This is a genomic window from Microbispora sp. H10830 (genome assembly GCF_014161375.1).
GTDB lineage: Bacteria > Actinomycetota > Actinomycetes > Streptosporangiales > Streptosporangiaceae > Microbispora > Microbispora catharanthi.
The window spans coordinates 44549-58825 of sequence record NZ_JABBWX010000005.1 but is presented as its reverse complement, the minus strand read 5'-3'; the positions used below and the strand labels follow the sequence as shown (position 1 = coordinate 58825).

Below are 14277 nucleotides of genomic sequence, written 5' to 3'. Positions count from 1 at the left end.
GCCGGGTCGAGGATCGATCGCTTCCTTCGCAGGTCACCGCAATTCTGGCGGTCGGTCGGGTCGAGAAACCGGAATCCGGCAATCGACATAAGCGGCCTGGCTAGGCTCGGCACCACTTGAAGAGGGGGTCTTCCAGCGGTGCGTGAGCTGTACGGCTTCGAGATCGAGCCAGAGGTTCGAGAGTGGCTCGGCAATCTCAGCGACAGTGACTTCAAGCGGGTCGACGAGGTGGCCGGTCTGCTTGCGGAGAAGGGCACGGAGCTCGGCGGGCCTTGGTCGGATCACCTGGAGGGTCCTGTCTGGGAACTGCGCGTTCGTCTTCGGGATGTTGCGGCACGGGTAACGTACTGGTGTACTTCGCGAAGGACCATCGTGTTGCTCACTGTCTTCTACAAGACGAGACAGCATGATCAGCGGCAGATCGAGCGGGCGGTCCGGGCGCAGAAGGTGTGCGAACGCGATCACCAGGAACCGGTGTCCGAGACCTATGAGAGGCAGGTGTGATGGTCGGCTACCACACCCGCTGGGTGCGACCGGAGGCGCCGGCTGACGATCCGGAGCGCATCGCCATCCGCGAGGCGCTGGCATTCGGCAAGGCCCTGTACGACAGGCGCACCGCCCTCGGCCTGAGCGTGGCGCAACTGGCCGAACGTGCCGGGATGACCGAGGACGACATCGAGTGCATCGAGGAGGGCGGTACGGCGCCGACGGTGCCGCTACTCCGGCTTCTGGCCGCCGCTCTCGACGCCGACGTCCGCCTGACCCCCGGCCATGACGTGGGGTCCCTCTGGTTCGAGGCGCACGCCGCCTAGTAGTGCTGTGACCGGCCGACCGCCTTACGGGTCGAGGGCGTGGATCTGGCCGAACTCGCCGTCGTAGCCGGGGATTTTGGTCACTTCGCCGTTGCGCAGGCGGCCGATCGCCTCGGCGAGACGCGGTGAGCAGCCGGCGATGTCGCCGAGGGGGAGGTCGCCGAGTATCGCGAGCTCGGGCCCGAGCGCGGTCACGAGCCTGTCGGTCTCGGCGCTCACCTTCTTGCTCTTCGGGCCCACCCCCAGGGTCTCGGCCACGAGATCCGGGAGCGGGACGAGGTTGCGGAAGCCCGCCGCACCGCCCGGACTCCTGCCCGCCGGGCGGTCCGCGAGGTCCTCGACCCTGCTCAGCACGCCGACCGTGAGCTTCCTGCCGCACACCGGGCAGAGGCCGCCGAGCTTGCGCGTCTCCTCAGGGTCGAGCCGCACGCCGCACTTGCGGTGGCCGTCGACGTGGTACTTGCCCGCCTCGGGGAAGAACTCGGTCGTGCCGCACACGCCGGCGCCGGTGCGCAGGGCCCGCTCGATCGCGAAGTAGTCCAGGTCGGTCTCGAAGACGGTGGTCTCGCGGCCGACGATGGGCGGCGAGTGGGCGTCCGAGTAGCTGACCAGCCGATATCCGTCGAGGCCGGAGACCTGCCACATCATGGCGGGGTCGGCGGACAGCCCGGTCTCCAGCGCGAAGACGTGCTCGGTGAGGTCGCCGAAGCACTCCTCGATGCTGTCGAATCCCGATTTCGAGCCGAGCACGCCGAACCACGGCGTCCAGACGTGCGCCGGCACCAGGTAGGCGCCCTCGCCGCAGGCCAGGACGGCCTCCAGCAGGTCGCGGGAGCTCATGCGTACGGTGGGCCGGCCGTCCACGCCGAGGTCGGCGATCTTGGCGAGGCCGCGGTCGAACTCCTCGACCTGGTCGAATCCGGGCAGGTAGACGAGGTGGTGGATCTTCCGGGAGCGGCCGCCCTGGGAGTAGACGGTGGAGATCTCCACCGACAGCATGTACCGCACGGGGGCGTCGGCCACGCTGCCCGGCAGTGTCGCCGCGACCTCGCGGTCGAGGTCGTCGCGCAGCCGGAACAGTCCCGGCTCGGCCGGCACGAGAGCCGTACGCAGCCGGTCCAGCCAGGCCGGGTGGGTGAAGTCGCCCGTGCCCATGAGCGTGACGCCCTTGCGCCGGGCCCACCAGGTCAGCTGCTCCAGGTCGCTGTTCTTGCTGCACGCGTAGGCGTACCTGGAGTGCATGTGCAGGTCGGCGTGGAAACGCACGGTGACCTCTCCCGTCGGCTTGACCCTGGATCTACCAGGTTGCCGGCCAGAACAGGTCCAAACGCCCGCCGCGCGGCGACCGGCGCCTACGGTTCGGCGACGCGGTCCAGCAGCGCCTTCTTCGCCGAGCTGAACTCCGCGTCGGTCAGCACCCCGCTCCGGTGCGGCTCGCCCAAACGGTGCACCCCCCAGGACAGGCAGCGCGGGTCCTCCTCCGGCCGGCCGGACGGCCCCTCGCCACGCACGTGGAAACGCAGGCTCGCGTAGGCCAGGCCGGACTGCGGCTTGCTCGGACGCGGCGCCGGGACGGAAATCCCGGCGCCGCGTCACCGGACGGTCAGGGGATCAGTAGAGCTTGATCTCCGGCACCGGCAGCCGCACCTGCTTCGGGCCGTGCCAGTCCTTGTGGCCCTTCGGCAGGTTGATCAGCGCGCCGACCAGGTCCAGCGGGAGCGAGACGCTGCTCTTCCTCAGATCGACGGTGACGTTCGCGCCGGTGGCCTGCTCACGGCTGTAGGTGGAGTCGGTCCCGGCGATCACCAGGCCGATCCTGTGGCCCTTCTTGAACGTGTACTCCTGCGGCAGGGTCTTCCACGTGACCTGTGCGTACGTCCCGGGGGTCAGCGGCGACGGCTCGGTGAGGGAGCCGCGGTTCTGCGCGTCGATCCAGCCGCGGGCCACGACCTCCAGGGGCCTGGTGGCCAGGTTGGCGGCGACCTTCTTGTAGCAGGCGTCGTCGGAGGCGGTGCTGTCGCCGTGGCAGTCCTCCTCGGCGAGGGTGGTGATGCCCTGGCCGAGACGCCAGTCGATCCGGGTGTCCTCGCCGAAGTCGACCAGGAGCGCGGTCAGGTTCGAGGTCGGCTTGTCGAGCGAGATCCGCAGGTCCACCTCGGGTGTGCCGGACATGCGCAGGTTCATCGGCAGCTCGCCGGTGGTGAAGGCCACCCTGCCCGGCGTCGCCGTGCCGACGTCGGCGACCATCGCGTCCTCGGACTGGCGGGTGTCGGTGAAGGCGGCCGTCTCACCCTTCCTGGCGGGGAGCAGGCCGAGCGAACCGTCGGCGGCCGGGCGGAGGGGGATCTTACGGGCGAGCGGCGCGGGCCAGTCGCGCTGCGTGATCCACTCGGCCGGTCCGACCTGCACGTCGGCGCGCGGCTCCCGCATGATCCCGTTGTCCACGCCGAGCAGCCAGTGGTCGAACCAACGGTGCAGCGTGTCGACCCACAGGTCGCGGCGCCCCTCGAAGTCGAAGGGGTCCACGTGCTGATACCGACCGATCCAGATCTTGCGCGGCACGTTCCGGTCGGCGAGGGCCTGCCACCACACCGAGAAGTTGTCGGGCTTGACGTTCAGGTCGTTGACCGTGTGCACGACGAAGACGCTGGCGTGCACCTTCGACGCGTCGCCGAGCGACCCGGCGACGTAGTCGCGCTCGGCCCAGAAGCCGTTGTAGTTCCCCGTGGCGTCGTCGGCGTCGGCGTCCAGTTGAGCCCGCTTCGCCGCGCACTTGGCGGGCGGGTCGGTGTCGATCACCCGGGACAGGTACGACATGTAGTTGTAGTTGTAGATGACTCCGTTGGAGCGCTGGTACTTGTACCAGGAGCTGATGGCGGAGATCGGGACGATCGTCTCCAGGCCCTGCACCCCGGTCGCCGCGACCGCGTTGGCCAGCGTTCCGTCATACGACTTGCCGATCATGCCGGCCTTGCCGGTGCTCCAGTCGGCCACCGCGGGGGAGCCGTCGTCGTGGTAGGCGGGGGCGCGGCCGTTCAGCCAGTCGACGACCGCCTTGCCGCCCAGCACGTCCGCCTTGCCGCTCACGTCCGGGCAGCCGTCGGACTTCGTTGTGCCGACCATGTCGACGTTGAGGACGGCGTACCCGCGCGGCACGAAGTAGTTGTCGTAGAACAGCGGGAACTTGGCGGGCTCGCCCGCCGCGTCGTACACCTTGCGCTCGGACTCGTTGCCGCGGCCGGAGTTGTCGTAGTAGGGGCTCTCGTCGATGATCGTCGGAACCTTGAGCGCGGGCCCCGACTCCCTGGGCCTGATGATGTCGACCCTGACCCGGTCGAGGCGGCCGTCGGAGTCGCTGTCGACGCTCGACTCGACGTAGACGTGCTCGCGAACGGCGTCGGCGTAGGAGAAGACCGGTTGGGTGCGTCCCTGGTCGACGGTGATGGCCGGGCCGGTGGCCGCGTGGGCAGGAACCGCGCCGATCGCGGTCACGGCGACCGCGGCCATGGCTGCTCGTAACAGCACGGAGAGCCTCCAGAGGGGGGGTGAGGAATTCCCCGCAAATCTCCATGCGTGCCTGTATGCCGACAAGATCCCTTTATGTGATCGACATCACCTTGGTCCTGCTGTGTGACAGAGGTGGTTCCCGAGGGCCGGAAAACGCCGTGAACCCTTGACTGCTCCCCGGCGAGCTTCAGCGTGGAGGCGGCCCGGCGCCTGACAGGGCGGCTGCGCGACCCGGTGCCGGGACCGCCCGCCACCCTGTTCATGGACGTCACCCTGATCGAGCGGGAGTCCGTCGCTCGATCAGGTCCCGGGGCTGACGAACACCGGCGTGCCGGAAACGGCCACGCGCAGCCGCCGGTCGCGGACCTCGACGGCGAGCGGCTCGCCGAACGCGTCCACGGCCGTCGCGCTGGAGGCGGGCCAGGGCCAGGAGACGGGGACGGGCGGCTGGTCCTCCCCGTCGGCCGTGTCGTCGGCCGTGTCGCGCCGGTCCCACAGCACGAGTAGCGGCCCTCGTCCGGCACGCTCGACCTCGAACGCGTACAGGCCGGGCGGGTCGGCGGACTGGACGCGGGTCACCCGGCGGGCCCCCGCGAGCTGCGCGGCGAGCAGGGCGAAGGTGTCCGCCGCCGGATGCCGGACGGCGAGTTCGCCCTCCCGGTAGCCGAGCATGGCGAGCTTGCCGAACATCAGATGCATGATCTGCAGCGGGTCGGCCGGTCCGGGGACCTCGGGCGCGAGGTTCCAGTAGAGAGTGCGGCGGACCCCGGCGGCGAGCGCCTGCAGGGTGCACGCGACGAGCCGGCGGCAGTTGATCCGGTGTCGTCTGGCCTCGAGCTCGGGCGGGCACCCCTCCATGAACATCCGCAGCCTGGGCGGCAGCTGCGGCATCCGCGCGTACAACGCGGCCATGGCCCGTCGCTCGGGGGTGTCCTGCCGCGCCCTGGCGGCCAGTTCTCTCGTGCTTTGCACGGCCGGCTGACCCGTGCTCTGCGCCTGCGCGTCTCCGGTGAAGGCCTCGGCGAACACCTCGTACATGACGGCCTGGGCGTCGGGGAACTCGAACGGCACGGGCGCGCCGTACTCGCCCACCACCACCGGCCTGAGACAGCCGTGCGCCCGCATCAGCTCCCGCACGGCCTCGATGTGGGCGGGGACCGCGGCGGTGTCGCCGTACAGGTGCACGTCGAACAGGTCGAAGGCGTCTCGGCCGCCGGACAGCACCTGCGCGAAGAAGCGCCACGGCTCGCTTCCCGCCTCGCTGCCGAGCACGTCGTATCCGCACCCGCCGAGCACCACGGCGGCCGCGGGGTCGGCCTCCTTGACCGCGGCGTACATGACCCTCAGCTGCGCGGCGTACTCGTCGGCGGTCCCCGCCCACAGCAGGTCGGTGTTGCTCGGCTCGTTGTCGCACTGCCAGTAGTGCACCCGCCCGGCGCAGCGGCGCACCACCCGGCGTACGAACTCGGCGTAGGCGTTCAGGTCGTGCGCGGGGGAGGGCGGCAGGAAGTCGGTCGGTGTCCGGGTGGCCCACGGGGAGCTGGAGCACAGCGTGATCCACACCTCCTCGTCGCCGTCGAGCTGGCCGAGTAACGCGTCGACCACGTCCCAGCGGTAGCGGCCCGGCTCGGGCTCGACCTGGCTCCAGTACACGTACGCCCGCACGATCCCGGCCCCCAGCGATCGGGCCTGGGGGACGAACGTGCCGGGCGGGCCGAACAGGCCGTAGCTGACGCCCCTCACGATGCCCAGCCGGATCCCCTGCGGTTCGTACGCGTCGGTCGCCTGCGTCATCAGTACCTCCGACCCTGGAAAGTTTATGTCGTATACATGAGCTTATAGCGTAAACTTGTACCGTGGGCGAGGGAGAGACGAACGCGTTCCCGCTGATCTGGACGCAGCAGCCGCCGCGCCGGCGCGGGCTGGACCGGGAGAAGATCACGGCGGCGGCGATCCGCGTGGCCGACGAGGCCGGACTCGACGGCCTGACGATGAAAGCGGTCGCCGCCCGCCTCGGGCCGTACTCGCCGATGGCGCTCTATCGGCACGTGCACAGCAAGGAGGGCCTGTTCGACCTGATGCTCGACGCGGCCACGGCCGAGATCCCGCTCCCCCGGGAGCCCGGTGACGACTGGCGCGGCGATCTGCGTACGCTCGCCCTGGAAACCCGGCGGATGACATCGCGGCACCCCTGGTTCGCCGTGCTGGTCCACGCCCGCCCTCCGGCCGGCCCGCACATGATGCGCCGACTGGAGTTCATGCTCACCGTCCTCGTACGGCGGGGGGCGACCGTCGGCGACGCCATGACCTATGCGGTGCTGATCGATCGGCACGTTCTCGGCAGCGCCCTGCAGGAGAGCGAGGAGGCTCGTCTGGAGCGGCGCCACGGCCTGGACGACGACGCCCGGCTGTACGCCGCCATCGCGACGCTCCGCGAACTGGCCGCCGCCGACGGCGGCCTGCCCCACCTCACGGAATGGCTCACCCATCCGGCCGGTCCCACGCCGGAGGAACGCTTCGTGATCGGGCTCGACTTCGTCCTCGACGGGATCGCCGCCCGGTTGGCCTGATCGCGGCTACCGCCGGGTGGTGCTCTCCCACTCCAGTTCGCCCTTGACGACCTTCGGCCGCCAGCCGCGGATCGGCCTGCCGGTCTCCAGCGACCTCGTGGTCGCCTTCAGCAGCGCCAGGTAGGACGGCCACACCACGTCGCCCTCCAGCGTGAGCCCCTCCTCGTTGAAGAACTCGCCGGTCTTGCCCGTACGGGTGTCGACGAAGAGGTTTCCGCCGTCGATGGCGTAGGCGAAGGGGATGAGGTGGCCGCTCCACCAGTAGCCGAGCGAGTCGCCGCCGATGTCGCACAGCATCTTCCACTCGGAGTGGATGTGCTTGGCGGGCATCAGCTCGTAGAAGGGCGCGGGGCCGAACCCCAGCGAGCCGGCGCCGTCGTGCCGCAGCAGCGAGGCGCGCAGGTCGTCGGGGAAGCGCAGCCCCATCGCCGCCTCCGACCTGGCGATGTCCAGGGGGCGGGCCGGTGGCCGGAGCCGCTTGAACGTGACGGGGGCCTTTCGCGCCAGCCACCGCTCGACACGCCGCCACACCGCGTTCACCTCGGCGATGGCACGCGGCCCCGGCATACGCACCCGCGGCGTACGGCGGGGCGGCAGGCACCCGCCGGCCCGCAGCTCCCCGGCCGTCGGCTTCTCCGGGGTCGGCTCCACGGTGGGCGTGGGGCTGGGGGACGGCCGGGGGCCGCCGGCGCAGCCCGGCCGCACGGGGGCCGGGTCCTCGGCCCAGCGCAGCTCGCAGCCCGCCGTGACGACCGGATACCAGTCGCGCAGCGCCGCACCCCGTTCCAGCGCGCCGGCCAGCGCCTCCAGCATCGCGACATGCGACGGCCAGCCCATCGGGCCGTCGTACTCCAGTCTCTTCTCCGACGCGGCCTCGCCCACACGCCCCGTACGCGGCTCGACGAACAGCTCCCGGCCGCGGCCGTCGCTCCCGATGGCCAGGAAGCTGCCGTGCCACCGCCCGTCCTCGGGGTCGGCCGCGTCCAGGTCACCCTCCATCACCAGGTCCTGGCAGTTGCCCCAGTTGAAGGAGTCGATTTCGAACAGACCGAGCAGGCCGTACGACGGGGGGAGCTGGAACCCTTCTCCCAGGTTGCCGTCGGCGCCGTCATGGCGCAGGTAGGAGGCGTACAGGTCGTCGGGCAGGCGGCGGCCGTGATTGGCCTCCCACCCGGCGAGGGCCTGCGGGCCGGCGCCGAACTCGAGCTTCCGCAGCGTGGCCGAGGCGTGCGCGCCCAGCCAGCGTTCGATCCGGTCCCACGCCTGGTTCACCCGGGCGGCGATCGCCGGATCGGGCGTACGCGGGACGTACGTGGGCTCGTCGCCCACGAAGACCGGTTCCTGCGGCTCCTCGCTTCCCGTCGCGGTCCCGTCGTCTTCCCACCGGATCGGCGGGCAGCCGATGGCCTTCGCCTCCTCGGCGGTGAGCGCGTTGGCCTTCATCTCGGCCTCGAACTCGGGATCGTCGCAGGACAGCGACACGGTGTCGCCCATGGACATGGAGGAGCACATCACCGTCTCCTCCATGAGGTCCGGCTCGCCCGCGAGCCCTGCCATCAGGAGCGCGGCCACGAGCGCCGGTCGTACGACACGCGCCCACCGGGGTCCGATCACCCGCGCACCTTATCGATCTTGCACTATGGACCGCAGGCCGTTCGCAGATGCCAGGTGAGGACGCGCGCGGTCCGCTCACCCCGCGCTCCCAGGCGGGACACGGCGCGTACGGCCTCCGCCCGCACACGGCGCCGCCGGAACAGGGCCGTCCACAGGTCTCACAGCACGTACTGATGACCCGGCGCGGCCCTGGCGACGAGCGTCTCGACGGTTTCGACCACATCATCACGATCCACGCCATGGAGGTCCCCGCCGGCCGGGCTCGAACCGGCGCCCACCCGGGCCCGAGCCGGGCGCTCTACCGCTGAGCTACGACGAGGCCGCTCCATCGTGTGGGCACCGCCGGCCGGGCTCGAACCGGCGCCCACCCGGATGAAGAGCCGGGCGTTCTACCTCTGAACTACGGCGGGCCGGGTTCCAGTCTGCTCGACCGTTCCCGGCCGCGCCACGGATTAATCCGTCTCCACGGCGGAGGGCAGGTCACCGATCACGACGCCGCTCTGAAGCCCGTGCAGGGCCTCCGGAGCCAGGTCGGGCCTGAGGGGCCCGCCGCTGAACACTCCGGCGCGGCGCAGCAGGGCCGCCCACACCGGATCGGCGACGGCGACCCCGTGCACCAGCTCGGGGGTGGGCCGGAACACCGCGACACGGTGCTTGGGCGCGGGCGCGGTCCAGCCTGACTTCTCCGGGTCGAGCCCCGCCGTACGGCAGGCCGCCTCGACATCCGCACGGGTGCAGGACGCCGTGCCGTCCAGCACCTCCCAGGGCGGCGGCAGCGCGGCCCACACCCGGGTGCCGGGATCGACGTCGCCACCGGTCGAGCGGTGCCAGGCCGCCAGGTCCGCGGCCATCAGCCGCATCGCCTTGCCCGGGCAGGACGCGTCCAGCAACTCCAGAGCGTTCAGCGAGGCGAGGCACGCGAGCCACCCGGCACGGGCCGCGTTGTAAGCGCCCGCCAAAGAGTTCCACGTGCTGGAGTCGTCGCCGAGCCGGACGACCATCGTCGCCCGGTCAGTGGCCGGCCGCCAGCGCAGGCCCAGGAGCCGGGCACTGTGCCGCATCACCGCGGACCACTGACCGAGCAGCCGTCCCCGCTCCCCGTCGGTGAGACGGTCCAGCACGTCGGGTGTGGACCGGACCTGCGCGATCATCCACCAGTCCGAATCGTCTCCGCACCGGCGGAGCAGGACCTCCGCGATCTCGTCGAAGGGATTGTCCCGCCCCGAGAGGCTGAACTCGCGGCGCAGCTTGCGGCGCGCGGTGTAGTACGCGACGAAGCAGGCTGCGTCCGGGTCCGCGACGAACCTCTCCAGAGGAATGTCCGCGCCGAAGCCGGTGACACCGATCAGCAGCAGCCGCCGCTTGTCCCGCTCGACCTCGAGTGTGCCCGCCTTCGCGGCGATGCGGCGCAGCATGCGGAACCGGCGGTTGTACTGCCGCTTCGACAGGTCCATCCCGGCGGCCTCCCGGGCCTCGCGGTTGAGCCGGTCGGCCAGGAAGTCGGTCCGGCCGGGCGTCCATGCGATGGAGCGCCCGACCGTGCTCGCGTACGCCAGCAGGGACTCGGGGTCGTCGGGGTCCGCCTCCGCCGGACCGCCGAACAGCCGGGCCGCCGTCGCCACCTGACGCGCTCCGCCGACCGGCCGCGCGTAGTCGCTCGACATCGAGGTGAACCACGCGGAGCCGCGCGAGGAGTGCCGCGCGGCACGGCCCAGCACGAGGCGCTCGCGGCCCGACAGCCGTCCGTCCAGTGCCTGGAGGACCAGTTCGGCGACGTCCTCCGGCCGGTAGCGGCGGTCCAGCGAGCCGTGCAGCTCGACGAGCGCCTCCCGGCGGGCGCGCTCGAAACCCTTGCGGTGCTTCATGCCCGCCATGATGTCCGCCGTGCACGCCAGGAATCGATCGGTTATCCGGCCGCCCGCGAAAAGCCGTTGGGCGTACGGGCCGGGACGGGGGAGACTTCGGCGTATGGAGACCATCTCGGCGGCGCGGCTCACGCTGTGGCCGCTGACCGTGCAGGACGCGGACGAGATGGCGGAGGTGCTGGCGGGGGAGGAGTTGTACGCCTTCATCGGCGGAGCCGCGCCCACCCTGCCGGAACTACGCGCCCGGTACGCCGCGCTCGAAACCCGCTGCTCTCCGGACGGGCGGCAGGAGTGGCTCAACTGGATCATCCGCCGCGACACCGACGGGCGGGCGGTCGGCTACGTCCAGGCGACGGTGGAGGACGAGGGGCGGCGGGCCGAGGTCGCGTGGGTCGTGGGAACCGCGTGGCAGGGCCGCGGGTACGCCTCGGAGGCCGCGGCGGCCCTGGCCGGTTGGCTGCGTGCGCGCGGTGTCGCCCGCATCGAGGCCCACATCCATCCCGATCACCAGGCGTCCATGACGGTGGCCGGCCGGATCGGCCTTCTGCCCACCGATCGTTTTGAGGACGGCGAGCGCCTGTGGGCCTGGGACCGACCGGCCTGAGACCCGTGGTGGCGGGGTGAGATGACAAACGCGACCCCTGATGATCATTGGAGGGCGTCTCCGGGGAAGCCGTGGCACGGGTGAACCTCGCAGCGCATCATCCCGGCTCGAACGCAGGGGTCCCCGGCCATGATCTCCGCGGCTTCTTCGGCCGGCACGGTCATGATCGCGACGCCGGCCACGGTGTCGGAGGCGACCGGGCACAGGATCGCGATCACCCCCTCGGCGCGCAGCGATACCATGCGTCGCTGGTGTTCGAGTTCGATTGCGTCCGCGCCGTCCACGGTCCGCTCCGGCCCCCACTGAAGGAGCGCCAGGCTGTAGGGCTTCGCGGTCGCGGCCAGGGCCCGAATCTGTTCGTCGGTGACGGTCGTGCTCATGATGTCTCCTCACTTCTCGATGCGCTCGGCCAGCGAGACGATGATTCCTTCGGGCCCGCGGACGTAGGCCATCCGCCACACGCCTTCGTATTCGCCGATGCCTCCCACCAGGCCGTAGCCGTCGGCTGCGGCGTGGTCGACGGCGGCTTGGAGGTCGTGCACCTCGAAGGCGACGTTGCGCAGGCCCAGCTCGTTGGCCGGCGCGGCAGGCGAACCCGGGAGGTGGTCCGGCCGCGTGAAGCTCGAGAGCTCCAGCGTCGTACCTCCGCCGGGCGCTCGCAGCATGACGATCTCGGTGCGGGCGCCGGTCATGCCGATCACCGTGTCCAGGAACTCGCCTTCGACGGCCATCTTCCGATCGGCCTCCAGACCGAGGCTGACGAAGAACGCCGTCACAGCATCGAGGTCGGCGACGGTGATGCCGACGTGGTCGAAGCGCCTTATGAATGTCATCGGATCCCTTCCGAGGTTTCTTTAAGAGACGCTGGAAAAGGTAGCACCCGAGGTTCCGTAAGGGAACCCCACTTGCTGGATTGCTGCCATGCAGCGAGCGCGGTTCGGGGAGATGGCGGTGTGGGCCAGGGTGCGCCGCTTCGACCACATCCAGGCTGAGGTGCTCCCCTGAGAGGGCGGACCGTCGTAGAGAAAGAAAGCGGGCAGAAGGTCGAGATCGTCCAGCCGGACGAGGGCTAGCGAGCCGGGTTCGGGCTGATTTGATGGGTCTTCGGCGTTCCTCGGGGAGGCGGCATGGAGACGGCGGAGTGGTACCGGTACTTCGCGGAGCGGGAGGTCAGAGGGCACAGCCCCGCCTACGAGGCACTCGCTCTCGGGATCGCCGCCGACGCCGGGCTGCTCGAACTGATCGACGGCCTGCCGGAGCCGAAGCGGCAGCCGAACCTGCTGCTGGCCGCCGTACGCTTCCTCGGCGGGCCGTACGACGAGTTCGGCCGCTTCCGGGAGTGGACCGTGAGCCACTGGGCCGAGGTGCGGGAGACGATGCTCGCCCGGCGGACGCAGACCAACGAGGCGGGCCGGTGCGCGAGCCTGCTGCCGGTGCTGGCGACGCTGCCGCAGCCGCTGGCCCTGGTGGAGGTGGGCGCCTCGGCGGGGCTGTGCCTCTACCCGGACCGCTACCGCTACCGGTACGACGACGGGCCCGAGATCGGCCCGGCCGAAAGCCCGGTCCTGCTCACCTGCCGGACGAACGGGAAGGTGCCGGTGCCGCAGCGCCTCCCCGAGGTCGTGTGGCGGGCCGGGCTGGACCTCGATCCCATCGACGTACGCGACGACGAGGCGGTGCGCTGGCTGGAGTGCCTCGTCTGGCCGGAACAGCGGGACCGGCTCGCGCGGCTGCGCGGGGCCGTGCGGATGGCGAGGCGGGACCCGCCGCGTCTGGTGCGCGGGGACGCCGCGGCGGCTCTGCCCGATCTCGTCGCCGCCGCGCCCGCCGGGGCGACGGTCGTCGTCTTCCACAGCGCGGTCATGCCCTACCTCGACGCCGAGGCACGGGACCGCTTCGTGGCGCTCGTACGTAACCTGCCGGTGCGGTGGATCTCCAACGAGGGCTCGCCCCGGCTGCCCTCCCTGCTTCCGAAGCTGACGGCCGACCTGCCGGAAAGGCGGCTGGCGTTCCTGCCCGCGCTCGACGGGGAGCCGCTCGCGATGGCCGGGCCGCACGGCGAGTGGCTGGACTGGCTCGCCTGAGCAGCATCACCAGGTGAGCCACAGCTCCTCCGGGCCCCTGTGGATGAGCGTGGGGGCCATGACGACCGGCCGGTCGGCCGCGAGCCGCAGCCCGGGCAGCCGCCGGGTCAGGATCTCCAGCGTGATCCGCACCTGTTCGCGGGCGAGCTGCGCCCCCGGGCAGGAGTGCACGCCGTGCCCGAAGGCGAGATGGCGCCGGGCGCGCCGGGTGACGTCGAAGTCGCCGGGCCGGTCGTGCCTGGCCTCGTCTCTGTTGGCGGAGCCGTACGCGACCAGCACGGTGGCGCCTTCGGGCAGGTCGGTGCCGGCGAGCGTCACAGGCCGGGTGGTGACGCGGCGGAACGCCTGGACGGGGGCGTCGTGCCGGGCGGCCTCCTCGACCGCGTCGGGGATCAGTTCGGGCCGGGCGCACAGCAGCTCCCACTGCTCCGGTCGCCGCAGCAGATGCAGCACCGCGGTGCAGATCAGAGCCGTCGTGGTCAGGTGGCCGGCGATCAGCAGGTTCTGCAGGTTCGACACCAGCTCCGCCCGCTGCTCCCGCGTCAGCGGCCCGGTGCCCGGCGCGAGCGCCTGGACCATCTCGGTGCACAGGTCGTCGCGGGGGTCCTCCCGGCGGCTTCGCGCGTACTCGTCGAGCAGATGCTGCAGGGCGACGACCTCGCGGGCCGCGGCGATCCGCCCCTCCTCCCCGACCGGGAGGAAGAACAGCTCCTCGGCGCGATAGCCGGCCTCCACCGCCAGGGGCACGTGCTCGGGGTCGAGGCCCAGCAGGCGCCCGATCACCTCCCCGGGCAGCCTCCTGGCGTACGCGCCGGCCAGCTCGATCCGGCCCGCCGGAGCGAAGGCGTCCACGAGCGACTCGGCGCGTTCCCGGATGAACGGCACGACCGAGGCGATCCGGGCGGGCGACAGCCCCCGGACGAGCGGGGCCCGGTAGCGCTGGTGCGCCGCCCCGTCGGAGGTGACCACGACGGGCGCGCCGCCGACGCCCTTGCCGAGTTCGGCGAGCACGGACGGCTCGGGGACGAAGTCTCCACGCAGGGCGTTGGCCGAGGAGAAGACCTCCGGACCGCGCAGCACCTCGCGCACGTCGGCGTCCCTGGAGACCAGCCAGGCGTTCATCTCGGGGAGGAAGGTCAGCCCGGGGGTCTCACGGGCCTTCGCGTAGACGGGGTAGGGGTCGCGAAGCAGCGCGTCGGTCATGCGGGCCTCCCGTGATCG

14 protein-coding genes and 2 tRNA genes are annotated in these 14277 nt (G+C 71.4%); 5 read left to right on the top strand and 11 right to left on the bottom strand.

Annotation, left to right across the window (positions count from 1 at the left end; translation table 11 throughout):
- Nucleotides 1–138: 138 nt before the first annotated feature.
- Together HHX35_RS14980 and HHX35_RS14975 are read left to right on the top strand one after the other, a co-directional pair.
- Nucleotides 139–504 carry a type II toxin-antitoxin system RelE/ParE family toxin gene (locus tag HHX35_RS14980; RefSeq protein WP_182899448.1) on the top strand — a complete coding sequence of 122 codons (366 nt, stop codon included), beginning with the start codon at nucleotides 139–141 and terminating at the stop codon, nucleotides 502–504.
- A complete protein-coding gene (locus HHX35_RS14975; RefSeq protein WP_182899447.1) occupies nucleotides 504–812 on the top strand; it encodes a helix-turn-helix domain-containing protein in 309 nt (102 codons plus the stop codon). Before HHX35_RS14980 ends, HHX35_RS14975 begins: the two co-directional genes overlap by 1 nt.
- A 24-nt stretch (nucleotides 813–836) precedes the next feature.
- Here HHX35_RS14975 and HHX35_RS14970 read toward each other — a convergent pair whose 3' ends face one another.
- The 4 genes from HHX35_RS14970 to HHX35_RS14955 all read right to left on the bottom strand — a co-directional run bounded on the left by HHX35_RS14970 (nucleotide 837) and on the right by HHX35_RS14955 (nucleotide 6113).
- A complete protein-coding gene (locus HHX35_RS14970) occupies nucleotides 837–2078 on the bottom strand; it encodes an endonuclease Q family protein (RefSeq protein ID WP_182899446.1) in 1242 nt (413 codons plus the stop codon).
- Nucleotides 2079–2164: 86 nt separating this feature from the next.
- Complete coding sequence (locus HHX35_RS14965) at nucleotides 2165–2323, bottom strand: hypothetical protein (RefSeq protein WP_182899445.1); 159 nt, start codon at nucleotides 2321–2323, stop codon at nucleotides 2165–2167.
- A 100-nt stretch (nucleotides 2324–2423) separates the two neighbouring features.
- Entirely contained in the window at nucleotides 2424–4337 is a 1914-nt protein-coding gene (locus HHX35_RS14960) for a Xaa-Pro dipeptidyl-peptidase (protein ID WP_310739102.1), read from the bottom strand.
- Nucleotides 4338–4619: 282 nt separating this feature from the next.
- Nucleotides 4620–6113, bottom strand: a complete 1494-nt coding sequence (locus HHX35_RS14955; RefSeq protein WP_182899444.1) for a hypothetical protein — start codon at nucleotides 6111–6113, stop codon at nucleotides 4620–4622.
- A gap of 62 nt (nucleotides 6114–6175) precedes the next feature.
- On the opposite strand from HHX35_RS14955, the gene HHX35_RS14950 reads away from it, so the two are divergent.
- A complete protein-coding gene (locus HHX35_RS14950; protein ID WP_182899443.1) occupies nucleotides 6176–6889 on the top strand; it encodes a TetR/AcrR family transcriptional regulator in 714 nt (237 codons plus the stop codon).
- 6 nt (nucleotides 6890–6895) lie between these two features.
- Here the strand turns inward: HHX35_RS14950 and HHX35_RS44605 are convergent, their stop codons facing one another.
- The 4 genes from HHX35_RS44605 to HHX35_RS14930 all read right to left on the bottom strand — a co-directional run bounded on the left by HHX35_RS44605 (nucleotide 6896) and on the right by HHX35_RS14930 (nucleotide 10368).
- Entirely contained in the window at nucleotides 6896–8503 is a 1608-nt protein-coding gene (locus HHX35_RS44605) for an SMI1/KNR4 family protein (RefSeq protein ID WP_182899442.1), read from the bottom strand.
- Nucleotides 8504–8750: 247 nt separating this feature from the next.
- Nucleotides 8751–8822: transfer RNA gene (locus tag HHX35_RS14940), tRNA-Pro, on the bottom strand.
- A gap of 18 nt (nucleotides 8823–8840) precedes the next feature.
- A tRNA-Lys gene (locus tag HHX35_RS14935) sits at nucleotides 8841–8913 on the bottom strand.
- Nucleotides 8914–8955: 42 nt separating this feature from the next.
- Entirely contained in the window at nucleotides 8956–10368 is a 1413-nt protein-coding gene (locus HHX35_RS14930) for a hypothetical protein (protein ID WP_182899441.1), read from the bottom strand.
- Between the two features lie 103 nt (nucleotides 10369–10471).
- Between HHX35_RS14930 and HHX35_RS14925 the strand changes: the two genes are divergently transcribed.
- The gene (locus HHX35_RS14925; protein WP_182899440.1) at nucleotides 10472–10972 is read left to right on the top strand and encodes a GNAT family N-acetyltransferase; all 501 of its coding nucleotides are present in this window, start codon (nucleotides 10472–10474) and stop codon (nucleotides 10970–10972) included.
- A gap of 44 nt (nucleotides 10973–11016) precedes the next feature.
- Here HHX35_RS14925 and HHX35_RS14920 read toward each other — a convergent pair whose 3' ends face one another.
- Both HHX35_RS14920 and HHX35_RS14915 read right to left on the bottom strand, forming a co-directional pair.
- On the bottom strand, nucleotides 11017–11352 hold the full coding sequence (locus HHX35_RS14920; RefSeq protein ID WP_182899439.1) for a hypothetical protein: 336 nt from the start codon (nucleotides 11350–11352) through the stop codon (nucleotides 11017–11019).
- Between the two features lie 9 nt (nucleotides 11353–11361).
- Nucleotides 11362–11805, bottom strand: coding sequence for a VOC family protein (locus tag HHX35_RS14915; RefSeq protein WP_079318383.1), 444 nt, complete (start codon nucleotides 11803–11805; stop codon nucleotides 11362–11364).
- Nucleotides 11806–12099: 294 nt separating this feature from the next.
- Here HHX35_RS14915 and HHX35_RS14910 point away from each other — a divergent pair, with 294 nt between their 5' ends.
- Nucleotides 12100–13056, top strand: coding sequence for a DUF2332 domain-containing protein (locus HHX35_RS14910; RefSeq protein ID WP_182899438.1), 957 nt, complete (start codon nucleotides 12100–12102; stop codon nucleotides 13054–13056).
- Nucleotides 13057–13062: 6 nt separating this feature from the next.
- Here HHX35_RS14910 and HHX35_RS14905 read toward each other — a convergent pair whose 3' ends face one another.
- Nucleotides 13063–14259, bottom strand: a complete 1197-nt coding sequence (locus HHX35_RS14905; protein WP_220505452.1) for a cytochrome P450 — start codon at nucleotides 14257–14259, stop codon at nucleotides 13063–13065.
- Nucleotides 14260–14277: the final 18 nt, after the last annotated feature.